Genomic DNA, 25,992 nt, shown 5'->3' with positions numbered 1-25,992 from the left:
ATGGCTATTGGAAAAAAACTCAAAAACATCAATGAAGAAAACAACTTCTTCTACCTGACGTTAGCGCTTATCGGTCTGTTGATCGGTGGTGCGTTTGTACAAGTCGTAGGGGAAGGTGCAATGGAGCATCTTCTGCAAGGCTTCACCATTCTGACTTTCATCGTTTGTATGGCGAGTCTGCGTTTTGATAAGAACTGGTCACGCTTCCTTTATACCTTGTTAGGTACGTGGATCGTGGTCATTGCCATCAAAGCAGTATTAGGCATCAAAGAGATGGACGTAGTGATGCTCGCCCTAACCTTCGCCTTCTTCTTTGGTACGTTTAAATCGATTGCAAGACAGATTCTTTTCACTGGACATGTGAACACCAACAAGGTGATTGGATCTGTTGCACTCTTCTTGCTGCTCGGTCTGATGTGGGCAATTGCTTACCTCATTCTGCTGGAGTTTTCCCCAAACTCATTCACTGGGATGGAAGCCATCTCATGGGGCCAAAACTTCTCTAACGCAGCGTATTTCAGTTTCGTCACTCTAACCACTCTCGGTTATGGCGACATCAGCCCTCTAACACCTTTGGCGCAAGTCGTCGTGTATCTAGAGGCCATCGTAGGCGTGTTTTATATGGCGATTGTTGTTTCAAGTCTCGTCAGTTCCAACATTGAACATCAGGTAAACAAAAATGGATAAACAATCGGTAAAAATCGAAAGTAAGGTTTTCATCAGTAACATGGTGGAATCTGCAATACGAATCGGCTTGATCTTGATCTTGCTGATGTTTACATACGACATCATCAAACCTTTCATCCTTCCGGTGATTTGGGGTGCCATCATTGCCGTTGCTCTGATGCCAATCTGTAAAAAGCTGGCAAAAGTGTATGGTGGTAAACGTGGCCTCGCTGCAACGACCATCGCCTTGCTGGGTATCGCGCTATTGGTTACACCTTTAGTCATGGTATCGGGTTCTATTGTCGATGGCGCAACGCATGCGCTGGACGTACTGCAAAGTGGTGACATTAAGATCCCAGGTCCAAAAGCATCGGTAGCAGATTGGCCTTTGGTCGGTGACAAGCTTTACGAAGTATGGACGCTGTTTGCGACCAACCTAGAAAAAGCAATCCAAACCTTTATGCCTCAAATTAAGGCTGGTCTGACTTCTCTGCTTGGTATGGTCGGTGGTGCACTGGGTAGCTTACTACTATCAATCATCTCTCTAGCGATTGCTGCTGGCTTTATGACTTACTCTGAGTCTCTAGCATCTGGCTTGAAAACCATCGCGGTTCGTACTGCGGGTGATAATGCGAAGAGCTGGACAACGCTTATTGCAGCGACCATCAAGAGTGTGTTACTTGGCGTTGTTGGTGTAGCAGCCATTCAGGCTCTATTAATTGGTGCGGGGTTCTTCATCTTTGGCGTTCCGGCTGCGGGCTTACTAACACTAGTACTGATGATTCTTTGTATCGCACAGCTACCTGCTCTATTGGCAGTACTGCCAGTCGTTGGTTACATGTACATGACGCAAGACACCAGCACAGCAACCATGTTTACGGTTTGGGTTGTGGTTGCAGCACTATCTGAAAACCTATTCAAACCAATGTTGATGGGTCGTGGTGTGGATGTACCAATGCCCGTCATTCTGCTAGGTGCCATCGGCGGTATGTTGTTCTACGGCATTGTCGGCCTATTCTTAGGTGCTGTTATTCTAGCGATTTGGTACGAGCTGTTCGTGTGGTGGTTGAACATTGAAAAAGCGCAACAGCAGCAAGAAGCATTAGAGGAAAATGCCGAGCGAGATTCCAGACAAAACGAAGCCGGACACGGCGCTGGTATCTAATCGTTCTATCAATTGAAACAAACCGCTGCTTGCAGCGGTTTGAGCTATTTGGCTCACAGTTTCATCGACGCGAATAAGATTAAAATGACGTTCTTGTTAAATTTTCATACTTCTTACATTCGAGAGTTGCAATAAAGCACTTTACGATGCACTCTCGGTGACCACAAATGACAGTGCTTAGGATAAAAACAATGAAATTGATCAAGCCTTTAACTTGCGCGCTTGCTCTTGCTATGAGCGGAATGGCATTCGCGGATGTAACCGTAAATGTTCCTGACGACGTTTCAGTTTTGGCCGCAAACGGCGAAAAAGTAAAACTATCTGGTGGCTTCTTTGCTTCGGAAAAGAGCTTCACTCTACCTGACGGCGTAAACCAAGTTGTGTTCCGTTACGCGCCATATTTCAGCCAAGGTAATGACCGCCTAAGCGTTGAGAGTGACGTGATCGTAACGCGTTTCGACGCGACAGATGCAGAGCTGACTCTACAACTGCCGGAATACCGCGACCTTCGTGAAGCCGAAAACAAAATCAAAGATCTAGATTGGAAACTGGTTGATGCTTCTGGCAACGCTATCGCAGTTGAGCAAGACAAGCTTATGAAGCCTGGCATGCAAATCGGTCGTGATTACGTTCGTGAAGTGGAAGATTACAACAAAGCTGGCGGTGTTGCGGCAGTTGGCGTTGTAAGTGCTGCAGTAATTCAACCAGCAACACTTCCTGCAAAGATCCCAGCGGACATGAAGCAAACTAAACCTGCGACCATGAAAGCCGATTCAACAGCTGAAGAGATGCTGCACTTCTGGTACCAAAAAGCAGACGCAGAAACACAAGCGCGCTTTAAAGCGTACATCAACCAGCAACAAGCACGTTGATTTAGTCACGTATAGCTAAATGCAAAAAGCCACACTCGAATGTGGCTTTTTTAATATCAGAATGTATACGCCATGGTCAGCATCGGCCCGTAAAACCGATAAGTGACATCCAATGCTGATTTGTCACTTTCATAATCAACGCCCACCTCATAATAGTTGAATGACCCCGTCATGCTGAACTGATTGGTAAAGAAGTATTTAGCGCCCAAATCGAATTCCAACAAGTAACCCTCAATATCATCTACGGCTAGGTAGAAGACTTGGGCGTGACTTTTCAAAATCCAATCAGGACTCAGCGAATACTCAGCTCGAATACCTAAGTCTGGTAATGGCGCTGTGACATCATTTAAAACCGCATCATCAACAAACATCACTGGGATTTCATCCACTCCACTCACTTTCGCACCGAGCTTGCCATCTAAACCCAATGACAGCCACATCACGTGCAACCCAGCCAATACATCCACCGCCCATTTATCGCTGGTATAAAATTGGTAACCGTAACCTAGGCGTGCAATATCAATATTCAGCTCTGTTGTAAGCTTTGAACCAGCCTGAACAGCATACGTTGTTCCATCTATCGTCACTTCGAATGGCTTGGTCACCGCCGTTCGGGTGGCTTCTCGATGCAAACTTCGCCAGTCTGCGTACACGCTGTGTTTGGGGTTAAAGTAATACTCCAACTCCACATAAGGCAGCACAGTAAACTCTTTCAAATCGAGATCCGATTCAAAATCGATAGTGCGTATTTGATCGAGATAAGGGTCGTAAGCGTTGAGTTTCGTATCGGTACGGGAGAAAAACCCACCGGCTTCAATCTCCCATTCACCCGCAGAAGTAGCCGAAGAGAATAGTGCAGCGAAACAAACCGCCCAACCAGCTTTGTTCATCATCCTTGATCCTAAGCGATTGAATTTATGTCTGAAGAAAGTGTAGACGCTAGAGAAGGGTTGTGGAAAGGTGAGTCGCTCGCAACTCTGTATGAAACAGGCGAAATCTGAAATGTTTTAACAGTTCACAACTTTAGTTCCGGAAATTAAATCGTGCAGTAGTCGCCTTTGCGGGTGAAGAATCAGCAACAGCAAATTCACTAACGGCGTATATGGAATAAGCATTTCTATCAAGTAGCCCATGCATAATCGCAATGAAGCAGTGACTTTCGTCGTATCATGGCCATTACTCATCACCACTTTAATCCCAACTAAACGCATGCCAATTGTCTGGCCGTCACGCAATAAATTCCAATTCATCATCATTAACATCGGAATTGTTAGGACGTAGTTTGCTTTGGTCTCATTAACGAGTTGAAGATTTTCACGAAAAGAAAGTTCGAAGCCATTAATGAGGGAATTGATCGTGAGAGCAATAAGTAGCACTATCCCTGTCACAAGCATTAAATCAATCAGCCCACCAATAAATCTGCGCCGTTTACTGGCAATTGAACACCACATACTTCCCCCCTGAAATGCAAGCTGATGCATTCTAGGGATGGACCACAAAGTGCTCAATTGTGAGATGTGATATTTGTGAACCTCTCTCAGAAGTGAGATGGATTAAAAATCAGTCAAAGCTTACCAATACCTTTCGTAAATGATATTGCCACCCGTTCTCGCTCGGTATTTATCAAGCCCTAATTCTTGCAGTACTGGAGAGGTGTCTTTGATCATCTCCGGATTACCACACATCATCACAAAGCTACTTTCTTTAGAGAACGGTAAGTCAGCGCGATTAACGAGCTCTCCCGACGCAATCAGATCTGGAATACGGCCTTGAAGCTTACCCGGAAGACTCTCACGGCTGACAATCGGTACATAACGAAGACGACCTTCATATCGCTGTTGGAGCTGCTCTATCAGGTATTTGTAAACTAAATCTCTTTCGTAACGCACACCATGCACCAGCACAATATGATCGCTGTGTGGCAGTAGATTGATGTCGTCTAACAAAGAGAGAAATGGACCAATGCCTGTGCCCGTGGAAAGCAGCCATAGATCGTTTGCGTGTTTGGGAATGGTATCGTGGATCAGATCGCCATGGGCCGTTTCACCAACATAAATGCTATCGCCGGATTGAAGCTGCTGTAGCCTTGGCGTCAATTGCCCTTCTGGGTTCGCGACGACTAAGAATTCAAGCCATTCAAACTGCTCACTGGGCGCATTTACTACCGAGTATGCACGGCTAATGGGATTACCCTGTTCGTCGAGTAGTGCAAGTTTGGTAAATTGTCCGGCTTTGAAGGAGAGAGGCGCTCCGGAAACTCGTAAACTGAACAGCTCACCTGTCCAGTCGATTCGTTTTTCTACTTTGGCAAGATTGAAACCTTTCAGTTCTGTCATTGGACATCTCCTTTTGGTTACGCTTACTTAAACCTACGCCTCACAACTGACTATGTAAAGTTTTTAGTTTACAAAAATAAGCATCTAATTCATTTCACACTTTACATACAATTTTATTACATTTTAATCAGTTCCATCTAGAATAAATACTCAAAGTGATAAGTCGCTTGGCAAATTGCGGCAACGTCGATGAAAAAGGAACATGAGTAATGGATACGTTATTAAAAGAATTCCCAGTGATTACGGAAATCAAAGTCGCTTGGGGAGAGATGGATGCCCTGCAACACGTCAATAATGCGGTGTATTTTCGTTACTTCGAAACTGCGCGTTTGGACTACTTCAACAAGATTAATCTGTTGGTAGATTTGCAGACGTCTCACATCGGTCCGGTTTTAAGTGAAACCCAGTGCCGCTACAAACTACCCGTTACGTTTCCAGATACGCTTTTGATTGGCTCACGCGTAATCGACATGCAAGAAGATCGCATCACGATGGAATACCAAGTGCTGAGTAAGAAGTGGGGCAAGATTGCGACCATCGCGACCGCCACTGGTGTGATGTTTGATTTTAAGAACAATGTGAAAGCCGCGATTCCAGACCACGTTCGCCAGTCGATTTTAGACTTGGAAGGCACCGTGGGCAGTACGCATCATTTGGAGTAATAAAGAGGCGAGAAGCGAGAGATTAGAATCGAGATTCCCGACTGCGCTCCTTCGTCGCTATCGGGAATGACGCAGAGGTACTCTTCCAGCCTATGCGATGAGAAAAGTTGTGTCATTCTAGCGAGCCATCCGGAATCTCTCTTTTAGACGTGCACCAAATCCAATTAGCAGAACGTCTCGATGTACAGCGCTTCCACTTTATCTCTTGCCCACTGCGTTTTGCGCAGGAACTTCAACGACGATTTGATTGAAGGATCTTTCTGAAAACAATTAACACGAACGCGCTCATGCATTCCTTTCCACCCGAAGTGCTCAACTAAACGGGTAAGGATTTTTTCTAAACTCAACCCGTGAAGTGGGTTATTCGGCTGCTGTTGGCTCATGCTATTGATCCAGTAAAGTGAAGTTGCGCGCTAATCTAACTCAAACTCGCCGCGCAACCTAGTGTTTTAACCTTGAATTGCCCTGCGACTCTCCCCTATAGTAGCCCAAACTTCTTAAAAGCCCTTTTCATTATGAAAGCCCTCAACGATCTGAATATCTTTGTCGAAACCGCACGCCAAGGCAGTTTTTCGAAAGCTGCCAACAGCATGGACATGACACCAGCAGCCATCAGTGCATCGATCAAACGTCTTGAGGGACAAATAGGCTTTCCGCTGTTTGTGCGCTCCACTCGCAGCCTTCGCCTCACCTCAGAGGGTGAGCTGTTCTTAGACAAAACCACTCAAGCGCTCGCAACACTGCAAGAGGGGTTAGATCAGATATCAAGCGCGCGTGGCGAGTTATCTGGTCAGCTGCATATCACTGCGCCATCTGATTTTGGTCGCAACATGCTGCTTGATTGGGTTGATGAATTTATTGATGTTTACCCAAACGTCTCTATCAAGTTAGAGCTGTCTGATAGCTTAACCGATATGTACACCAAGCCCGTCGATATCGCGATTCGTTACGGCGAACCTGCTGACTCTAATCTCGTCGTATTGGCATTGTGTGGCGCAAATGAGCGAATCCTGTGTGCCTCTCCAGAATACGTCGCAAATAATCCTGTGCTGACCAAACCGGAAGATCTAAACCAACACAACTGTTTGTGTTACATGGTGGCGGATTCGGTTTACAACAAATGGACGCTGACTCGCGGAGACGAAACAGAACAGGTTGTCGTGAGTGGCAAGCTACTTAGCAACGACAGTGACTTATCCCATCGCTTAGCAATCAAAGGCAAAGGCATCGCCAACAAATCACTGATGGACATCAGCCAAGATTTGATTGAGGGAAGGTTAGTAAGAGTATTACCTGAGTGGGATTGTGGTCCAGTACCGTTATACATGGTGTGCGCCGATCGTCGTTTGCTGACGCCAACCATTCGTACTTTTCGTGAATTCATTCATGAAAAATGCTGCCAGCAACGTAAGAAAGTGCTGGCAACATTCTGCTCAGAAGGTTAGCCGACAAACATCATTGGGCGAATCTGAGAATATTCAACCCAATCGTTATCTTCTAGCGTCGAGATAAACTGCGCGATATGTGGGCTTTGTAAGTGCTTATCTAACGCTTCTTGCGATGCCCAAATTTCTTGGAACATAAACAAGCCTTCGATCTTTTGATCCAAATACAGTTCGTATTGGCAACAACCCTCTTCTTCACGAGAAGGTTCTAAAAGACCAGAAAGTAAGTTGGTTACGTTGTCGATACTATCTGGGTACGCTTTAATTTCTGCGACTAAATGAATCATCTTGATCAGATCTCAGTAAACACAGTTTCTATTTCCCAGCGTGACTTAGGCGTCTTGGCATTAAAGTCATCTTCCGCATGGTAGCCAAGCGGCACAATCACAACACCAGTGTAGCCTTTTTCGCGAAGACCAAATTCTTCATCCAACACTTTCGGATCAAAACCTTCGATTGGCACCGCATCAATTTCTAGTGTTGAAGCACCCAACAACAACGTACCCACGTTGAGGTAAACCTGTTTCTCCATCCAATGATTGGCATCTTTCAGATCAAAACGGTGCATGTTCACAAAGTAACTACGACCACCACGTACCGCTGCTTTTGCCTCTTCGGTTGGGAATCGACCGTCTTTTTCTTCCTGCGCCAATAGCGCTTCGATGTAGTCGTTATCGATGTCCGTTTTAGCACAGAACACCAACACGTGTGATGCGTTTAGGATCTTCGCAGCATTGAACGCGTAGTTCTCTTGTGCTGCTTTTGCGATACGTTGCTTGCCCTCTTCTGTGCTTGCCAGAATGAAGTGCCACGGCTGAGAGTTCACACTCGATGGACTAAAACGAATCAGCTCTTTGACTGCGTCGATCTTTTCTTGAGGCAGCTTACGAGTTGGGTCAAAGACTTTGGTTGAATAGCGAGATTTAGCAGCTTGAACGATGTCCATCGGGTTCTCCAGTCGAGTAGTTTATGCTGGTTATCACTTTAACCTTATGAGTTACAGGGAAAAACCGATTTCAGTTAAAAACATCTTCAAAATAAATTTGAAAATCGCCGATGTAACAAGCTTTGAGCACTCTCACTGAAGCAACACTCGGTTTGAGCAATAATGTCGCCTTTGCTCTGTTACCGAACCACTTTCATGCTGCCTCAAGACAACATCATCACGCCCTTTCTCTGCAAAAAACTTGGGCATAATCACCTAAGAATTGCTGGCGAATATTGGCATATTGAAAAGCTGGTTGCCTTGCAATGTATGATGTTGCAAGAGGCACCGACTCTGCGTGAAGGTCTGTTGTGGTGGAGCAAAAGCGTTTCGCTGTTCGACCGTCGCTTGTACATTGTTTTCGAACACAGTGATAACAAGGTTCAGATGCGGCTAGAGTGCAGAGCTACTGAAATGCCAAACTGGGCAGAATCGGTTTATGACTTGCTGCTGATGCAATTGGAACAGCTAGGTTTGAATAAATCTTTGCACATTCAACTTCACAGCACTGAGCTTTATTCTGTTCATTTCGAACTAGAAGAAGAAACCAACTCAACGCAAAACTCGGTTGTGTTCGACTTGGTAAAACATGTTTATTTGCTCCTGTCTCACCAACCAATTGAACAGCCAGAATTGTTGAGCGTGCTTAATGCTCTGTTCGTCAAAAACAGCAATTACGCACTGAAATTAGACCAAGCCGCACTGCAATTGGGCGTATCCAAGCGCACCTTACAACGTCGCCTGCAAGAAAAACAAATGAGCTATTCGCAATGCGTCGACTTTGCCAAGAAAAAGCACGCATTAGCTCTACTCGCAGACACTCAACTCACAACGCAGCAAATCGCCTATCAGTTGGGTTATGAAGAACCTTCCAACTTCCACCGAACTTTTCGCCGTTGGTATCCGTTTTCGCCAATGCAATATCGCCAGCAGTGCTTGGATAACCGCACTCATCTCAACAACCAACCCATCCGCTTGTACTACGCCAAAGCGAACACTCTAGCCGATAACGACATTGACCAACCCGTCGGTAAAATCTGGATGGAAGTGGATAACATTGCGTTTGAAAAAGTGGTCTCCGTTGAGTGTCGAGACCGTGATGGCACTTGGCGTCGCTACCCAGCCTTCTTCGAGCGTTTTTTGAATAATGGTACCGAACTATGGGCGACGACAGAGCTTCCTGTCGCACATCCACTGACCTTTAGACTGTGTTATGAAGTCGATGGTGAGCGCTACATTGATAACAACCACCAGCGTGATTACGTGGTTTCTAAAGGGCTTTTAATTGGCGCAGCGGAATACATAGTCCCAACAAGACAACTGATCCAACTCGGCACTCATTACACCTTGTTTGTGGAACTCGCCTGTCGATTAAAAGACGTGGCGAAAATCGATTGCTACGTGGGTGACGCGCCAGCTCCGCACGCAATGAGCCAAACTCAGAATGCAGAAGATTACACATGCTGGGCGCTACAACTTCCCCTCACCCAAACGGCTAAACAGTGTCGATTCCGGCTCTATGATCATTCTGGTAATGAGTTAGCCAAAGACCATTACCCGATTCAATACCCAATTGTGCAACCACTCAGTTAAATATGTAGCACAGTTCAAATTCAGCACTTCGTGACATCATTTCACGTCTCTTTTGGCGCAAAATGACACTCTCAATTTCAAACCTTTGATTTATCGTTTCCGCATTGCTGCATAACGGAGACAAAAACCGTGTTTGAGAACTTACCTAACCCTATGAATAAAATAAAAATACTACCTTTAGCGATCGCCTTAGCTCTTTCTGGCTGTGGTAGCGATGAAACCACACCAGCAGATACAGGAAGCCACGTGGCATCTCCTGATTGGCAAGACCAGATCATTTACTTCTTGATGATCGACCGTTTTAACGACGGCGACAACACGCTTAACGATCAAGGTCAGAATGAATACGATCCTACCTCAGACAAAAAATTCAGTGGTGGTGACCTTGTTGGTGTCAGCGACAAACTGGGCTACATCGAAGACCTAGGCGCTACTTCTATCTGGATTACACCGCCAGTGGCAAACCAATGGTGGGATGCCGAGCAAAACTACGGCGGTTACCACGGCTACTGGGCGCGTGACTTCCAAAAAGTGGATGAGCACTTTGGTGACATGGAAAGCTACCAAGCGTTAGCGCGAGAAGTGCACGCTCGTAACATGTTCTTGATTCAAGACATCGTGACCAACCATGTAGGTAACTTCTTCACTTACGATGACCCATACAATTACGATCCTAGCCTTCCTTGCCAAGGTTTTCGCTTGATTGAAAATGCGCTGCCAGCAGGGCAAAAACTGCCTTATCCGCTCAACATGAATGAGTGTAAAGATGATGGCTCGGGCATTTACCACTGGACGCCAAGCATCACCGACCACAACGACCCAGTACAAGAAAAAACCTGGCAACTGTCGGATCTGGATGACCTGAATACGTCCGATCCTGAAGTACGCGCTTATCTAAAAGAGAGCTACCGTAAATGGATCCGCGAAGTGGGCGTTGACGGTTTCCGTATCGATACCGTGAAGTTTGTTGAGCACGATTTCTGGAACGACTTCCTGCACGCCGACGATGGTGTGATGACTCAAGCGGTTGATACAGGTCGCGATAACTTCCTGACCTTTGGTGAAGTCTTCGAAACATCTACGCCTTACAACACCGAAGGCGAAGAGAAGATGCTGACTTACATCGGCGAAAGCGGCTCACCGGAGCAGTTAACCTCGGTGTTGAACTTCCCATTGCAAGCCACCATGACGCGCGTGTTTGCAGCAGGACAACCGACCGATTACTTACGCTTCCGTCTTGAGAAAATGATGGAGATGTTCCCGAATCCATACATCATGCCAAACTTCATCGATAACCACGATATGCCGCGTTTTCTATCGCAAGGCAGCGTCAACGATATGAAACAAGCGCTGATTACCATGATGGCGGTACCGGGCATCCCCGTGATTTACCAAGGTACAGAACAGGCGATGTCAGCAGCGCGCGATGCGATGTTTGCCGGCGGTTACCGTGAAGATGGCGACTACGTAGACTCATTCGATCAAAACAGCGAGATGTACTTGTTCATCCAAGAGCTTGCTAAGTTACGTACCGAAAACAAAGTCATGACACGCGGCGAAATGAAAGTGATTGGCAGCGATAAAGCTGGTGCTGGTGTGTTCGCCTTTACCCGAACGTTGGATAACGACGAAGTCTTGGTGGTAATGAACACATCGAATTCCCCGATGTTGATGAACCAACTCGATGTAGAGCAAGCGGGCGGCACCGTCTTCCAACAACAAATCATGTCAAATTGGGCAGACGCTCCGGAGCAGCTAGTCGCCGATGAAAACGGTCACGTAACCCTAGAGCTACCAGCCAAATCTGCCGTGATTTACTCGAAAACTAACGACACCCAATCGGTAGATACACCAGACCTCAACATTCAACTGGCGCAAGATTGGGAAGGACAAACCATCACTGATGATATCGTGATTGCTGGTACTGCTAACGCAAACGAGAAATTGAACCTTGTCGTAGACGGTAACCTAGAAACCGCACAAGCCATTACCGTGGGTGCTGACGGTCAGTTCAGCGTGACTTTATCTACCCGTCACTTTGCGATTGGCGAGCAGCAACACCGCTTCGCGATTTACTCCACTGAGAAAAAAGCAGGCATTGAAGATGTGAACTTTGTGTCGGACTTAAGCTGGTCGAACACGCCAGACGACACTATTGATGACGCGGGTGATGCGCAAGATGGCATGGGCGGTCCTAACGGTAACTACTCGCTACCAACGGATCCAACGTTCGATAAAGACAACAGCCAACTCGCAATCAACAAAGCCGAGGTATTTACTGTCGGCAGTAACGTGCGCTTGACCTTCACCATGGACAAGATCACCGATACTTGGTTGCCGCCAAACGGCTTTGACCACGTTGGTTTCACCATCTTCATTGATTTACCGGAAGAAGCAGCAACCAACCTAACGGAACTGCCAAAGATCAACGCTTCTATGCCAAGCGGAACATGGAGTCGCAATGCAGTGGTCTTCGGCTGGCAAAGCTCGATTTACAACACCCAAGGCGCAAACGCGACAACATGGGGCGAAGCAGTAACGCCGGCACCAATGGTGACGGTAGACAAAGCCAACAACACCATTTCGATGGACTTCGCGAGTGACGCGCTGGGTCGACCTGATTCACTGGATGGTATTCGATTCTATGTGACAACTTGGGACTTGGATGGATTGTCTGCCACTTACCGTCCACTGGAACAAGACAAAGGTCCTTGGAACTTCTCTGGCGGCGCATCGGATGAGAGTAAGATTTGGGATGACTTACCAATCATCACCTTGTCTGAATAATCACTGAAACCCCAATAAACGCGAAAGCAAAAAGCAGCTCACCTTCGAGCTGCTTTTCTTTGTCTGAAATTCTGAAATCACTATTGCGAAACTTGCCCTTGCACTAATTAAACAACGACTTCACCCACAGCACCAAACTGTCCCATAACTTCCCAATCCACGAGCCCTCTTCCACTGCTTGGTTACTCACCAGCGGATAGCTCGCCACGGTTTTATCGTCACTCTTCCACACGACTTTACCAACCACATCCCCTTTTGCTATAGGTGCAATCAGCGGCTCATTCACGACCACGCTCTTGTCTAAACCAGCGGTTAGAGAGCGAGGGAGCGTCAGGTACGCATCTTGGGCAAAACCCAAATCAATCTCACTGACATCGCCTTTCCAAACTTTTGCACTCGCCTGAACTTCGCCCTGTTTTGCCACTTGTTTGGTGTCATAAAAGCGGAAGCCATAACTGAGTAGATTCTTAGACTGGCTAATACGCGACTGTTTGCTTGGTGTCCCCATCACTACCGAGATAAGTCGCATCTTTCCTTGCTTAGCAGAACTGACCAAACTGTAACCAGCATTGCTGGTGTAGCCCGTTTTGCCGCCATCGACATCCATCGATTTATCCCACAACAGTTTATTGCGGTTGTATTGGGTGATCTTGTTCCACTTAAATACCTTTTCACTATAAAGCGCATAGACTTCAGGCACGTCATTGATGATGGATTGCATCAGCGTCGCCATGTCGTTAGGAGAAGTTTGAATGCCCTCGCTATCCAGACCGTGCGAGTTAACGAAGTAGGTATCATTCAAGCTGAGCTTATCTGCCCAACCGTTCATCAAGGCGACAAACGCCCCTTCACTACCGGCAACGTGTTCGGCGAGCGCCACACAAGCATCATTACCAGATTGAATGATCACACCACGCATTAGGTTGGCAACGGTGATTTCATCTTTGGGTTGGATAAACATTTTTGAGGAGTCTGGGAATTTGGCTGACCACGCGTTCTCACTCACCGTCACTTTATCATCCCATTGAAGCCGCCCAGATTTGATTTCTTGCCCCACGACGTAAGCGGTCATCAGCTTGGTTAAACTGGCTGGGGCTAATCCGGCACGCGCGTTTTGCTCAGCAATGATGGCACCGGACTGAAAGTCCATTAACACATAGCCTTTTGCCTGCAACTGAGGCGGATTCGGCGTTACGACTGCCAATGCAGGGGCACTGATGGTCTGTAGTAATAAACAAGCGAGCGTGATTCGGGTTAGTGACGTGTTCATCAAGCATCCTCCATGGTCAATGACCGCCAAATGTCTCGTTTCATAAAAACGGTAAGACAGTGATGTCTAAACTGCACCTATCAGATCATAGTTCACTCAGTGCATACCAACACGGAAAGATCGAAGAGTTTCTGTTTTGAGTGCCATTCCTTGCCTTTCCCGCTTCAAAAATTGAGTTCTTACAACAAATCTATTGTTTCTAATAAGGAATTCGATATCGTAAAGCGACTATAAACAAGGACAGACCATAACAATGAACGCTCAATCATTTATCGACGCAGGACTGCATTACACGCCCCACTCGTTTACCGTGCCACTGGATTACCAAGATCTAAGCAAAGGCACGATCAACGTCTTCGCTCGCTCCGTTTGTTTAGTCGGCGATGAAGACTCCGACAAACCATGGTTAGTGTATTTTCAAGGTGGTCCGGGCTTCCCTTCTCCTCGTCCAAACGGAAACAACGGTTGGATAAAACGCGCACTGAGTGAGTATCGTGTATTGCTGCTCGACCAACGCGGCACTGGCAACAGCAGCGTGATCAATCATCAGACGCTTGCGCACCTCACGCCGAAGCAACAGGCTGACTACTTAAGCCACTTCCGCGCAGACAACATTGTTCGCGATGCGGAATTTATCCGTGAACAATTTGGGGTTGAGAAGTGGGCGATTTTAGGGCAGAGCTTTGGCGGCTTCTGTTCACTAACTTATCTATCGCTGTTCCCGAACAGCCTGCTGCAAAGCTACATCACAGGTGGTGTACCTTCGGTTTCTCGTCATGCCGATGATGTGTATCAAGCAACCTTTAAGCGCACCATGGAGAAGAACCAAGCCTTCTTCCAGCAATTCCCACAAGCGCAGCAACTGTGCCAAAACATTGCCAATCACTTATTGGAGCACGAAGAGTTTCTGCCAAATGGTCAGCGTTTTACTGTCGAACAATTCCAACAAATTGGGATTAACTTTGGTGTCAGTGATACCTTCTTGCCAACTTATTACTGGCTAGAAAGTGCCTTGATTGAAGTGAACGGTAAACCTCAGCTTCGTTATGAATTCCTCAACGACATGTTGGCACAACAAAACTTCCAGACCAATCCAATTTACGCGATTCTGCACGAATCAATTTACTGCCAAGGGTTTGCTTCTCAATGGAGCGCACACCGAGTGCGCCAAGAACACAACGCGTTCAATTACGAACAAGGTAAGTCGTTCTACTTCACTGGAGAAATGGTCTTCCCTTGGATGTTCGATCAATACGTAAACTTAAAGCCACTGAAAGAAGTTGCAGAATTACTGGCAGAGAAAACCGATTGGACGCCGTTATACGATGCGCAGCAATTGGCAAACAATAAGGTGCCTGTGAGCTGCGCCGTCTATGCCGACGATATGTTTGTAGAAATGGACATTAGCCGCGAAACACTCGCTGCAATGCCAAACTCAAAAGCTTGGATCACCAATGAATATGAGCACAACGGTCTTCGCGCAGATGGTGAGCGTATTCTCGACAAGTTAATTGCGATGGGTAAACAAACCGCAGCAACGTTAAAATAAACGGCTAACGCTCAGAATTCGCTAAAAACCTAGATAGAAAAACGCCTCTTTATCACGAGATAGAGAGGCGTTTTTGATTCGATTCAGGTTTAAATTAGCGCTAGTCTTTGACTCGCTTGGTCATCATTTTGGTGATCACGCGGTAACCCATCTTATGGTAGAAATCTTCGCCTTCGTGATTAAATGACGCCACGGTTAAACCCAGCTCTTCAATATCTTGGCTGCACAAATCGCTCTCGATTTTATCCATCAAAGACAAACCAATACCTAAGTTACGATGGCTTTCAGACACCACCAACTCATTGATATAACCGACACGTCTTTCTGGAGAGAGAATCGAGTTGACCTCTCGCACGGTGCCAGAGATAAAACCAACCACCTGTCGGTTAGAACAGGCAATAAAAGCCGTGATGCTGCCATCAAAATATTTATCGAATATGTTGCGATCTTCCCTTAACTGCGCCATTTCTTCCGGAGAACGGTAGAAATCTGGCTCAGCATTATAATGAGAGGTGTCGAGTTCGACCAAGAGCGTTTTCAACAGTGGGACGTCTTCTTCTCTTAGTCTTCTGATATGAAACTGTTGCATGTTGAATTCCTTTGCCAACCGACCTGTATCAAGCACAGATCTTTGCTTCAACTGATTATCGGATAAGAAGTTTTAGGAATGTGAAGCGAATCAACAGTACAAATTTCGACCATTTATGTCGAGTACGTTTTCAACAGTTTTACGAGTTTTTACTGATAATTTGAACATCCACAAAATTTAAGTGGAAATGAAAATCCCCTTTTCTCAATAAAAGGGGTTATACCCAAGTGACTTCAAGATGCAGGATTCAGAGCGTTGTCATTGATTCGAGAGCAAGGAAAACAACGCAGTGTAATAGCCAGCTATTTCCAAGTTGTTTGACGCAGCAATCGGGTCAATGACACGCTCCCAAAGGGCGAGCTGCCTTGGCTTGTATACTTTGTTGCCGATTCTTGATTTAGACCCACTAAACCTTTAAATCGCCGCCGCGTCTACAAACCAAGTCAGTCTCGCTGAACCTAGCATCTCGAGGTTACTTGGGTATACATAATTTAGAAAGCGGCACTTTGCTCAAAAGCGAGTGCGGATTTTAAGCGACTGAAATCGCCAATGGGTTCGCCATCGAGCATAAACTGCGGATAGCTTCTTGCGGTTGGGAATAACGCGAACAAGGTTTCCCGATCAAACTCCACATCCAACTTGAGCGTTGCCACGTTGAAGCCCTGATTTTGCAACCACATTGCTGCGGTTTCACATTGGGAGCACTGCTCCTTGCTGTACATTTCTATTTTCATCACTCTTCTCTGCTATTCCTTGCCGTTAGAAATCCGCATCAAAACTCAATTGGCGATCTTGAGGTCGTTTGTACTCAGTAACGCGTTTTTCGAAGAAGTTGGTCTTTCCTTCCATGTCCAATAAGCGCATGTAATCAAATGGATTTTCCGCACCAAAGATCGGGTTGAAACCAAACAAACCAGCGATAACATCGGCAGTGTGCTCAATGTATTGGCACATCAGTTCGGCATTCATACCAATCAAGTCCACTGGTAAGGCTTCCGTTACAAACTCTTTCTCAATCGAAACCGCTTCACGGCAAATCTCTTCAAACTCTTGTTGCGTCACTTTACCCTGCCCCAAGGTTTTGAATAGCAGCGCAGAGAAGCTAAAGTGCAACCCTTCATCACGAGCGATTAAGTCATTACTTGCTGCCAAGCCTGCCAACAAACCACGTTTACGGAAGTAGTAAATGGCACAGAAGCTGCCAGCGAAGAACAAACCTTCCACAAGACCAAAAGCGATCAAACGCATTGCCAATGGTTTATCGGAAGAGATCCACTTCATTACCCACTCCGCCTTACGCTTCACGGTCGGGACGTTTTCAATCGCATTGAACAAACGCTCACGCTCTTCAACATCGGGGATGTAAGTTTCGAGTTGCAGCGCGTAAGTCTCTGCGTGAATGACTTCATTAAATGCCTGCAAAGCAAGGAAGCAGCGCGCTTCTGCGATTTCAATTTCACCATAAAATCGAGTCAATAAGTTCTCGTTGATCATCCCTTCGCTCTGAGCAAAGAACGCCAACACATGTCGAATGAAGTGCTTTTCGCCTTCGGTCAGCTTGGCAAGATCAGCAAGATCTTGAGCAAAATCGAGTTCTTCTGTCGTCCAGAAAGCCGCTTCGTGAGTTTTGTACGCTTGCCAAATCTCTTCGTATTGAATGGGGAACAAGCTAAATTTGTTTTTAACAATCATACCGTTTCCTTACTTTCGGTTGATGTGAATACTTTTAATTAACGAAATCGGTTTATGCGCCGCAGTTTAGGCAATCTTCATCTTCACTTTGCTGACCAACGGTGACTTTCACCGCATTCGTCGATGGCTTGGAGCGCAAGTAGTACATGCCGGTTTTCAAACCACGTTTCCACGCGTAGAAGTGCATCGCATTAATTTGGGCGAACGTTGGTGATGCGAGCCATAAGTTGAGGCTTTGCGATTGGCAAACAAACGGGGCACGAGCTGCCGACATATCAATGATCACTTTCTGAGAGATTTCCCAGACGGTGCGATACACGGATTGAAGATCGTCTGGAATGGCATCGATGCCTTGTACTGAACCGTTATTAAGAATAATGGCGTCACGGATTTTGCTCGTCCAAAGACCACGCTGCTCCAGATCGCTGACCAGATGTTTGTTGATGATGATGAACTCACCCGACAATGTTTGGCGTTTATAGATATTGCTGGTTTGCGCTTCAAACGCTTCGTTGTTACCTAAAATTTGCGCTGTCGACGCCGTTGGCATTTGAGCAATCAGTAACGAGTTGCGCACACCATGCTCTGCGATTTGGCGCTTGAGCTGTGACCAATCCCAGCGGTTGCTTGGTTGTTCACCCCACAGATCAAATTGGAACTGACCATGACTGATTGGTGAGCCGTCATAGCTAGAGTACGCGCCTTTTTGCGCCGCGATTTCACAAGACGCTTCAAGGGACGCGTGATACATGGTTTCCGCGATGTCACGGTTAAGCTGCAATGCTTCTTCGCTATCGAATGGAAGGTGCATTTTGAAGAACACATCCGCCAAACCTTGGATACCCAAACCAACAGGACGATGCGCGTGGTTCGATTTTTCAATCTTATCGGTTGGGTGATAGTTCACATCGATAACGCGGTCGAGGTTCTTAATCGCGACTTTGGTGACTTGATGAAGTTTGTCGAAATCAAACCCCGCGTCTGTAACGAACTTAGGTAGTGCCATGGACGCCAAATTACAAGCCGCCGTTTCATCTGGCGTCGACACTTCCATGATCTCTGCGCACAAGTTACTCGACTTGATGGTGCCGAGGTTTTTCTGATTCGACTTTTCATTACACGCGTCTTTGTAGAGCATGTACGGCGTACCCGTCTCGGCTTGTGACTCAATGATTTGCGTCATCAATTGGCGGGCTTTTATGGTCTTCACGCCCAAGCCCATACGCTCGTATTCTTGGTACTTCTGAGTAAATTCAGCGCCGTATAAATCAGACAAACCTTTGGTATTGTGTGGGCTAAACAGAGTCCATTCCGCGTCGTTTTCAACACGTTCCATGAACAAGTCTGGCACCCATAGAGCAAGGAATAAATCACGAGCTCGGAACTCTTCTTTACCGTGGTTTTTACGTAAATCGAGGAAGGATTCGATATCCGCATGCCAAGGTTCCAGATAAACCGCAAACGAGCCCTTGCGCTTACCGCCACCTTGATCGACATAGCGAGCCGTTTCATTGAAGACTTTGAGCATTGGCACGATGCCATTCGACACACCGTTAGTGCCAATAATTGGCGCCCCAGTCGCACGAATATTGTGGATGTGTAGCCCAATGCCGCCCGCCGATTTAGAAATCAGTGCACAATCTTTGAGGGTGTCGTAAATGCCGTTGATGGAGTCTTCTTGCATCGCCAATAGGAAACACGAAGATAGTTGCTGCATCTTACAGCCAGCATTAAACAGCGTTGGCGTAGCATGAGTGTAGTAACCAAGGCTGAACAAATCGTATAGCTCTCGAATTTCTTCAAGATCGTCACCTGCGACAGCGACTGCCACGCGCATGAACATATCTTGTGGTCGTTCAACCACCACACCTTTTACTTTCAATAGGTAGGAACGCTCGAGAGTTTTGTAGCCGAAATAATCAAACTGATAGTCGCGTTTGTAGTCAATCATCTCTTCGAGCGCAAACTGATTCTTGGCAACAAAATCGACGTAAGCATCGGAAAGAATACCGATTTCAGCGAGCTCACGTGTCGCAGTGGTGTATCCGCTGGTTTCTTTTTGCAGAGAACTCACCATCACGCGAGCTGCAAGCTTGGCATAATCAGGGTGTTCCGTCGCAAGGCTTGCTGCCGTTTCAGCGAGGAATACATCGATTTCCGTCACCTTAATGCCGTCGTACAAACCGCTTACCACGCGTTGTGCAACCGCAATAGGTTCAACTTTTAGTCCATCAGCCAGCGCTTCGGCTCTTCGAGTCACCTTATCTAGACTGGCTTTTTCTTTCCGTCCATCTCGTTTTATAACGTCCATAATCTATATCTTGTGTGTAGTTTAAATGTTGAGCACCATATGTACGCAATAGATCTAGATGATAATAGTTATCATTACAAGTGAGTTTTTTAAAAGTTAGAACTGACGATAGAGAGGGTCAGGAAACATATTGACACCGACACCAAGCTCGACAGGAGCAGCAATCAGAGACAAGCACCGCAAACCTGATAAAGTGATGAAGTTTTCCACAAAGTTTTAATTTTCATTAACTTAGTTCATTTCTAGAAAAGAACAACAAATGTGATCTAGTTCAAATTTTCATACCCTTTAATTTCCAATGCTACGCGCTGAAATTTGTTGAAAAAATCGCCGGGGAAACATGACTGAAAATATCCGCATAGTTTGTCCGTATTTCCGACTAAATTACTCAGGTATACTCCGAGCCGCTAAAATTGTTAGGTATCGAGTCGTCGAACCATCGACCTTTTAAAGTAAGGAATAATCATGAGTCAGTATGTTGTCTGCGCCCTGTATAAGTTTGTGGAACTGGAAAACTACCAAGAGTTACGCGAGCCATTGCTTGCCCTAATGGAAGCCCACGGTGTACATGGAACGTTGCTACTGGCGAGTGAAGGTATTAACGGTACGGTTGCAGCGAAACGCGAAGGTATTGATACACTGCTTGCATGGCTAAATGCCGAGCCTCGCCTTACTGGTATTATTTACAAAGAGTCGTACTCAGATACACAGCCGTTTAACCGCACCAAGGTAAAACTCAAGAAAGAGATCGTGACATTGGGCGTTGAAGGCATCGATCCTCGCCATGTCGTTGGCACCTACGTGAAGCCGCAAGATTGGAACGATCTGATTGCTGATCCAGAAGTTTTTGTGGTTGATACTCGTAACGAATATGAAATCGAAATCGGAACATTTAAAGGTGCAGTTAGCCCAAATACTGACACGTTCCGCGAATTTCCTGACTATGTAAAACAAAACATGGATCCAGAGAAACACAAAAAAGTCGCGATGTTCTGTACTGGTGGTATTCGCTGTGAAAAGTCGACTGCTTACATGAAAGAGCAGGGCTTTGATGAGGTGTACCACCTAGAAGGCGGTATTCTGAAATACCTTGAAGAAGTACCAGAAGAAGAAAGCTTGTGGGAAGGCGATTGTTACGTATTCGACGGTCGCGTTGCGGTGAACCACCAGCTGGAAAAAGCAGGTTACGACTTGTGTAATGCTTGCCGACTGCCAATCACGGAAGAAGACAAACAATCAGAGCAATTTGAGCAAGGCGTAAGCTGCCCGAAATGTTTTGGTAAACACAGTGAAGAGCAAGTAGAGCGCTTCCGCGAGCGTGAAAAGCAAGTGTCGTTAGCAGCGGTTCGTGGCGAACAACACGTCGGTGGTGAAAGTGCCAAACAACGTGAGCAGCGACGCGCAGAAAAGTTGGCAAAGAAGGACGCACAGCGTAAGCAAGCGTAAGATTCAAACACATTAATCACAAACGCCCCGCTTCTGGCTTGGAGACGGGGCGTTTTTGTTATCGTTGGAAGGTAAAAACTAAGATGATCGGATAAGGCCTGCGTAAGCTTTATCTGAGCCGCTGTCGGGAAACACGCTTTCTAGCGCACTCGATTCTATGCTCATGTGTTGCTGTAGAACGGCTTTGATCACCGCCCTCATATCATTAGCAGGGGCTAAGTCTCTCCCTTCATAAAGCTCAGTTTGGGCAAGCCCTGGAAATTCTCCCAATACCTTGCCACCTTCGATGGCTCCACCAGCAATAAACATGGCGTTTGCTGTTCCATGATCGGTGCCTTTGGTTCCGTTTTCCGCTGCGGTGCGTCCAAATTCACTTGCCGCCATCACGACAGTTTTCGACCAGTTATCCCCTAACGCTTTCTTTAGGTTGGCAAGACCGTTATCCAATTTACGCAATTGATTGGCGAGCCTTCCTGTTTCTGCGCCTTGGCCAGCATGAGTATCCCACCCTCCCAGTTCCAATACCGCGATGTTAGGGCCACCTTCAGTAGAGAGAAAAGTTCCCGCTTGAGACGCCAAGACTGGAAACTGCTTACCGGGACGATTACGATTCGACATCATTTCAATCTTCAGCGCTTCTTCAAAATTACTCGCAAGCTTCTCATCACTTTGAAACAAAGCCTCTAGCAGCTCCACTTGGCTGTCTCGCGCTTGCAGATTGTTTGGATACCAACTGCTGACCGCCTTCTCTCCTTGAACAATCAAAGGTAACCCTGAATCGATCGCCAAACCTTTCGACTTGGCATCCAGTTGCAGCAATCGGTTTAACCATCCATCACGATGTAACGGATTGTCTGTACCGTTTTCTAACACCTTTTGCCCATCAAAATGAGAGCGCTCACGATACGCGGTGGCACAAGCATGAATCATCGCCATCTGCTTATTTTGATACCACTCGAAGCTGGTTTTCATCGCCGGATGCAAACCATAAAAATCGTCGAGTTTATTCAGTTTTTCTGTTGCTAAACCAATCGTCGGACGGAGAGCTAAATACTGCTTATCAGCATAAGGAACCACAACGTTTAATCCATCCATCGCACCCCGCAACGTAATCCAAACAAAGATATTTGGAGAGCTTGATTGAGCAAAGACTGCATTAGGCAACAAGCTTGTTGCGCCCACGGCTAAAGCGGATTTTAAAAATTGTCGACGAGTCGATGTTAAGTTCGTTTGTTTATCTATTGTCATCACTCACCTCATCGATACTGAAATTGCGGACTAAGCCAAAGTAGAGAAAGCTTCATCTCTGCCGATGGGGCTTTGTTCATCACCAACCTTGTGTGTTCGTCTAACGCATTGCCGTAAAGCTGTTGGCTAATTTGCTCAACAAAAGCTTGTGGTTTCACACCTTGGGACTTGGCACTTTTCACCGCCAGTCGAGCGATTCGATTCGCTAACTGCCACCGCTGAGTTAGCGCCGATGGACTGTTGTAATCCACGTCTTTGTCTGGCCAACCAGCAGGAGAACCCGCCATAAAAGGAGACTGCCCTAAGCTTCTTTGCGCACCGAGTAATTTATTCCCAGACTTGCTCATTTGCATATCATTCGATTCAGGAAAACGGACATCAGCACTGCGCAAAACCGCGAATAACCACTCTTGAGAAGTGCGAAAGCGCATCGCTTCTGCCGATTGGCTCAAAGCGCTTTGAATCAACAATCGATAAACCGGGAGCAAATCCCCTTTGCCTTTTAGGTAAGCTTGGCTGAGCGGTTCAACCAAGGCTTCACCGGAAGGTCCTAGGAAATGCTGCACCAACTTACGTGCAATATGTTTTGCAGTATCAGGATGAAGCGCAAGATCTCTCAAACACGCTCGTCCTTGTTCAATACCTTGTTGAAAATAGCGCTTGCCAAGCAGAGTTATCGAGCCTGGCTCATGGGTTCTTGCATTAAATTGGAAACCAACTTTTGGCGCTTTGAATCCAACGCTCCAGCCAGTAATGGCTTTTGCCAGCTCAATTACGTCTTGTTGTGTATATTGGCTATCGACACCAAGCGTATGCAGCTCCATGATTTCTCGCGCGAGGTTTTCATTGAGCCCTTTACCCTGTTTCAGTCCTTGTTTGGAGTTCGGCCCTACTGACAAGTTGTTATCCAGAAACATCAGCATGGTTGGGTGCTGACTCACCGCTAAGAGCATCTCGACAAAGTTGCCATTCCAGTGTTCTCGAATCACTTCATTTTCAACGCTAGCCACTATCGGACGCACCTTTCGGGTGTCTGCAGATATAGCAAAATGGTTGCTCCAAAATTGAATCAAGCGTTCCTGAAATCCATACGGAGTGTGCAAAGTCTGTTGGTTGCGAGCCTCGACTTGCCGCAAATATTGCTCACGAAAGAACGCACCGATTTGCTTTTGCACTTCGCGCTTTTTGGTTGGGGATTGTTTGAGCTCTCGTTTGGTGTTATTGAGCTTTCTCAGTTTCAACAACACTTCGTTTGTACTCGGCAACTTGGTTATTGCCTCATGCCAATAGGTATTGCTGCTTAGTTGCTTTTCTAAACTTGGCGAACTGTGTTGATAAAGGGGCCCAAAGCCGAACCGCTGCTCAGAGATAATGTCTTGAGTTGGGTAATACTGCATAGCCGTTTCCGTGTGATGCTTTATGTCAGTCTAGCAAGCATCACATGGCGTCGAGTTCAATTTTTGGTTATTTCTCAGTCAGTAAAGCTGGTTATCACGCAGAGGAACCTCTAATTCATTGGTACCATCTTTGGATGTCTGCCCAACCATTTCGTCATAGGCACTTTGTTGGCGAAGTACCTGCTGTTTCGCTTTCAAGTGACGACATTGCTTTTGCAACTCCAGTATCGAATGCGCTCTCAAAAACTTGCCTTGATCATCGGTAACAAAGTGTTCCTCTCCATCGACTAAGACAGATACTTGATACAGAGCGAGATCGAGAGAGTGGATAACGAGCTTGTCGATGTAGAAGAATTTTTCCAATTTACTGAGCGGCATAGACATAGAGCACCTCCTTGCTCCGTGCCTTTACGTCAACCGTAATAAAATCGATCACCGAGTGAGAAATTTGCCTCCCTAATGCGTAGAAATCGGAAAAACAGTGAGGGGCACAATGCAAACAATCAACTTAGTGTGGCTAAAACGCGATTTACGCCTGACCGATCATACGCCTTTGCAACACGCTCTATCTTCAGAGCATCCAACTGTGCTGCTTTATATTGTCGAACCCATGTTACTGGATGACCCACATTACTCTGCTCGTCACTGGCGTTTTATCTGGCAATCACTCCAAGATATGAACGAAACAATCTCGCCTCGTGGCCATCAAGTGTCCGTAATGTCAGGTAGCGCAATAGATTGCCTCAGCGCGATTCAGAACCAGTTCAACATCAACGCTATTTTCTCCCATCAAGAAATCGGACTGAGTTGTACGTTTGAACGAGATAAACAAGTATCAGAGTGGCTTCAATCACAAGGGATTCCGTGGCGCGAATTAGAACATGGCGCCGTCATTCGAGGAGCAAAAGACCGACTCGGCTGGGATAAGCATTGGGATACGGTTATGCGAGCCGAGGTTGAAGATATCGACCTTGAAAGTGCTTCTCTTATTACCCTCGATGTTGACGCACTTGGTTGCTCGTTTACGCCCCCTCCTTCTTGGTTAGAAAAAATAAAAGGCATGCAAACGGGCGGAAGTTCGCTCGCTTGGCAAACCATGGAAGACTTTTTTCAACGTCGGGGACACGATTATTATCGAAGTATTTCCAGCCCGACGGCATCTCGAACTGCATGCACTCGCCTCTCTCCCTATCTTGCATGGGGCAATATATCGCTTCGAGAAGTGTACCAATACCTGCTGCAACATTGGCAAGTGGCTGGGTTTCGTCGCAGCTTAATTGCGTTGTCTTCGAGATTGCATTGGCATTGTCACTTTATGCAGAAGTTTGAATCCGAATGCGAAATGGAGTTTCGTTGTGTCAATAGGGCTTATGAACGTTTATTACAGCAAGCAAGCGTCAGAGATGAGGCACTCTTGGACGCTTGGAAGTCAGGCACAACCGGGATACCACTCATCGATGCTTGCATGCGTTGTCTTCATCACACCGGGTACATCAACTTTCGCATGCGTGCGATGTTAGTGAGCTTTTTAACGCATCATATGAACATGGATTGGCGCGATGGCGTCACTCACTTAGCTCAGTTGTTCCTCGACTTTGAACCGGGTATCCATTACCCACAATTTCAAATGCAAGCAGGAGTGACCGGCACCAATACGATTCGCATCTACAATCCGACGAAACAAGCACAAGAGCACGATGCTAACGGTGAGTTCATTCATAAATGGATTCCAGAACTTGCAATGGTTCCTACTCCCTTGTTGTTTGAGCCATGGAAAATGACCGCAATGGAAACCGTCATGTACCAACTGGATCCCGATTCCCGATATCTCGCGCCCGTCGTAAATGTAGAGGCAAGCGCAAAAGCAGCAAGAGAGCGATTGTGGGCATGGCGCAAACGCACAGAAGTGAAAATAGAAGGAGCGAGAATTCTGGCGCAGCACGTTCGGCCTTCGAGCAAAAAGAAAACAAGTTGATCGC

At 46.5% G+C, this 25,992-nt stretch carries 24 protein-coding genes; 10 read left to right on the top strand and 14 right to left on the bottom strand.

The genetic code is table 11. The features are described from left to right. From C1S73_RS19850 to C1S73_RS19840, 3 genes are all read left to right on the top strand, one after another. Window positions 1-687 carry a potassium channel family protein gene (locus C1S73_RS19850; protein WP_038869040.1) on the top strand — a complete coding sequence of 229 codons (687 nt, stop codon included), beginning with the start codon at window positions 1-3 and terminating at the stop codon, window positions 685-687. Continuing rightward, on the top strand, window positions 680-1,831 hold the full coding sequence (locus C1S73_RS19845; RefSeq protein ID WP_038869038.1) for an AI-2E family transporter: 1,152 nt from the start codon (window positions 680-682) through the stop codon (window positions 1,829-1,831). The genes C1S73_RS19850 and C1S73_RS19845 overlap by 8 nt, the downstream gene beginning before the upstream one ends. Before the next feature lie 191 nt (window positions 1,832-2,022). After that, window positions 2,023-2,703 carry a DUF2057 domain-containing protein gene (locus tag C1S73_RS19840; protein ID WP_038869036.1) on the top strand — a complete coding sequence of 227 codons (681 nt, stop codon included), beginning with the start codon at window positions 2,023-2,025 and terminating at the stop codon, window positions 2,701-2,703. A gap of 56 nt (window positions 2,704-2,759) precedes the next feature. On the opposite strand, the gene C1S73_RS19835 is transcribed toward C1S73_RS19840, so the two are convergent. The 3 genes from C1S73_RS19835 to C1S73_RS19825 form a co-directional block, all read right to left on the bottom strand. Next, complete coding sequence (locus C1S73_RS19835) at window positions 2,760-3,596, bottom strand: DUF481 domain-containing protein (RefSeq protein WP_038869034.1); 837 nt, start codon at window positions 3,594-3,596, stop codon at window positions 2,760-2,762. Between the two features lie 114 nt (window positions 3,597-3,710). Then, on the bottom strand, window positions 3,711-4,154 hold the full coding sequence (locus C1S73_RS19830) for an RDD family protein (protein ID WP_038869181.1): 444 nt from the start codon (window positions 4,152-4,154) through the stop codon (window positions 3,711-3,713). Between the two features lie 120 nt (window positions 4,155-4,274). Further along, the gene (locus tag C1S73_RS19825) at window positions 4,275-5,039 is read right to left on the bottom strand and encodes a ferredoxin--NADP reductase (RefSeq protein ID WP_038869033.1); all 765 of its coding nucleotides are present in this window, start codon (window positions 5,037-5,039) and stop codon (window positions 4,275-4,277) included. 209 nt (window positions 5,040-5,248) lie between these two features. Between C1S73_RS19825 and C1S73_RS19820 the strand changes: the two genes are divergently transcribed. Continuing rightward, window positions 5,249-5,701 (top strand): acyl-CoA thioesterase, encoded by a 453-nt coding sequence (locus tag C1S73_RS19820; protein ID WP_005453229.1) that lies wholly within the window; start codon window positions 5,249-5,251, stop codon window positions 5,699-5,701. 164 nt (window positions 5,702-5,865) lie between these two features. Here the strand turns inward: C1S73_RS19820 and C1S73_RS19815 are convergent, their stop codons facing one another. Next, a complete protein-coding gene (locus C1S73_RS19815; protein WP_005429327.1) occupies window positions 5,866-6,084 on the bottom strand; it encodes a VF530 family protein in 219 nt (72 codons plus the stop codon). Window positions 6,085-6,216: 132 nt separating this feature from the next. On the opposite strand from C1S73_RS19815, the gene C1S73_RS19810 reads away from it, so the two are divergent. Then, complete coding sequence (locus C1S73_RS19810; protein WP_009697990.1) at window positions 6,217-7,146, top strand: LysR family transcriptional regulator; 930 nt, start codon at window positions 6,217-6,219, stop codon at window positions 7,144-7,146. Here the strand turns inward: C1S73_RS19810 and C1S73_RS19805 are convergent. Both C1S73_RS19805 and nfsB read right to left on the bottom strand, forming a co-directional pair. After that, window positions 7,143-7,433 carry a putative quinol monooxygenase gene (locus tag C1S73_RS19805; protein WP_038869031.1) on the bottom strand — a complete coding sequence of 97 codons (291 nt, stop codon included), beginning with the start codon at window positions 7,431-7,433 and terminating at the stop codon, window positions 7,143-7,145. The two genes, C1S73_RS19810 and C1S73_RS19805, sit on opposite strands and share 4 nt — an antisense overlap. A 5-nt stretch (window positions 7,434-7,438) precedes the next feature. Further along, complete coding sequence (gene nfsB, locus C1S73_RS19800; RefSeq protein ID WP_038869030.1) at window positions 7,439-8,092, bottom strand: oxygen-insensitive NAD(P)H nitroreductase; 654 nt, start codon at window positions 8,090-8,092, stop codon at window positions 7,439-7,441. Between the two features lie 195 nt (window positions 8,093-8,287). On the opposite strand from nfsB, the gene C1S73_RS19795 reads away from it, so the two are divergent. After that, window positions 8,288-9,724, top strand: a complete 1,437-nt coding sequence (locus C1S73_RS19795; protein ID WP_038869180.1) for a helix-turn-helix domain-containing protein — start codon at window positions 8,288-8,290, stop codon at window positions 9,722-9,724. Between the two features lie 129 nt (window positions 9,725-9,853). Next, window positions 9,854-12,511, top strand: a complete 2,658-nt coding sequence (locus C1S73_RS19790; protein WP_038869029.1) for an alpha-amylase family glycosyl hydrolase — start codon at window positions 9,854-9,856, stop codon at window positions 12,509-12,511. A gap of 103 nt (window positions 12,512-12,614) precedes the next feature. Here the strand turns inward: C1S73_RS19790 and C1S73_RS19785 are convergent, their stop codons facing one another. After that, window positions 12,615-13,781 carry a D-alanyl-D-alanine carboxypeptidase family protein gene (locus tag C1S73_RS19785; RefSeq protein ID WP_038869028.1) on the bottom strand — a complete coding sequence of 389 codons (1,167 nt, stop codon included), beginning with the start codon at window positions 13,779-13,781 and terminating at the stop codon, window positions 12,615-12,617. Window positions 13,782-14,034: 253 nt separating this feature from the next. Between C1S73_RS19785 and C1S73_RS19780 the strand changes: the two genes are divergently transcribed. Next, window positions 14,035-15,330, top strand: coding sequence for an alpha/beta fold hydrolase (locus C1S73_RS19780; protein ID WP_038869027.1), 1,296 nt, complete (start codon window positions 14,035-14,037; stop codon window positions 15,328-15,330). A 100-nt stretch (window positions 15,331-15,430) separates the two neighbouring features. Here the strand turns inward: C1S73_RS19780 and C1S73_RS19775 are convergent, their stop codons facing one another. The 4 genes from C1S73_RS19775 to C1S73_RS19760 all read right to left on the bottom strand — a co-directional run bounded on the left by C1S73_RS19775 (window position 15,431) and on the right by C1S73_RS19760 (window position 19,922). After that, window positions 15,431-15,919, bottom strand: coding sequence for a GNAT family N-acetyltransferase (locus tag C1S73_RS19775; RefSeq protein ID WP_005441955.1), 489 nt, complete (start codon window positions 15,917-15,919; stop codon window positions 15,431-15,433). A 491-nt stretch (window positions 15,920-16,410) separates the two neighbouring features. After that, complete coding sequence (locus tag C1S73_RS19770) at window positions 16,411-16,653, bottom strand: glutaredoxin family protein (RefSeq protein ID WP_170946226.1); 243 nt, start codon at window positions 16,651-16,653, stop codon at window positions 16,411-16,413. 25 nt (window positions 16,654-16,678) lie between these two features. Then, the gene (locus C1S73_RS19765; RefSeq protein ID WP_005447479.1) at window positions 16,679-17,611 is read right to left on the bottom strand and encodes a ribonucleotide-diphosphate reductase subunit beta; all 933 of its coding nucleotides are present in this window, start codon (window positions 17,609-17,611) and stop codon (window positions 16,679-16,681) included. Window positions 17,612-17,663: 52 nt separating this feature from the next. Beyond that, complete coding sequence (locus tag C1S73_RS19760) at window positions 17,664-19,922, bottom strand: ribonucleoside-diphosphate reductase subunit alpha (protein ID WP_038869025.1); 2,259 nt, start codon at window positions 19,920-19,922, stop codon at window positions 17,664-17,666. A gap of 465 nt (window positions 19,923-20,387) precedes the next feature. Between C1S73_RS19760 and trhO the strand changes: the two genes are divergently transcribed. Beyond that, a complete protein-coding gene (gene trhO, locus C1S73_RS19755; protein WP_038869023.1) occupies window positions 20,388-21,368 on the top strand; it encodes an oxygen-dependent tRNA uridine(34) hydroxylase TrhO in 981 nt (326 codons plus the stop codon). A gap of 78 nt (window positions 21,369-21,446) precedes the next feature. On the opposite strand, the gene C1S73_RS19750 is transcribed toward trhO, so the two are convergent. The 3 genes from C1S73_RS19750 to C1S73_RS19740 all read right to left on the bottom strand — a co-directional run bounded on the left by C1S73_RS19750 (window position 21,447) and on the right by C1S73_RS19740 (window position 24,397). After that, entirely contained in the window at window positions 21,447-22,616 is a 1,170-nt protein-coding gene (locus C1S73_RS19750; protein ID WP_038869021.1) for a DUF1501 domain-containing protein, read from the bottom strand. Window positions 22,617-22,624: 8 nt separating this feature from the next. Further along, window positions 22,625-24,013 (bottom strand): DUF1800 domain-containing protein, encoded by a 1,389-nt coding sequence (locus tag C1S73_RS19745; RefSeq protein WP_038869020.1) that lies wholly within the window; start codon window positions 24,011-24,013, stop codon window positions 22,625-22,627. A gap of 78 nt (window positions 24,014-24,091) precedes the next feature. Further along, the gene (locus C1S73_RS19740) at window positions 24,092-24,397 is read right to left on the bottom strand and encodes a DUF6482 family protein (RefSeq protein WP_038869018.1); all 306 of its coding nucleotides are present in this window, start codon (window positions 24,395-24,397) and stop codon (window positions 24,092-24,094) included. Between the two features lie 109 nt (window positions 24,398-24,506). Here C1S73_RS19740 and C1S73_RS19735 point away from each other — a divergent pair, with 109 nt between their 5' ends. Next, window positions 24,507-25,988, top strand: coding sequence for a cryptochrome/deoxyribodipyrimidine photo-lyase family protein (locus C1S73_RS19735; RefSeq protein WP_038869016.1), 1,482 nt, complete (start codon window positions 24,507-24,509; stop codon window positions 25,986-25,988). The last annotated feature ends 4 nt before the right edge of the window (window positions 25,989-25,992 follow it).

Origin of the sequence: Vibrio jasicida 090810c, assembly GCF_002887615.1 — a bacterium.
Classification (GTDB): Bacteria; Pseudomonadota; Gammaproteobacteria; order Enterobacterales; family Vibrionaceae; genus Vibrio; species Vibrio jasicida.
The sequence above is the reverse complement of the archived record's forward strand: the minus strand, read 5'-3'. Positions and strand labels throughout refer to the sequence as shown.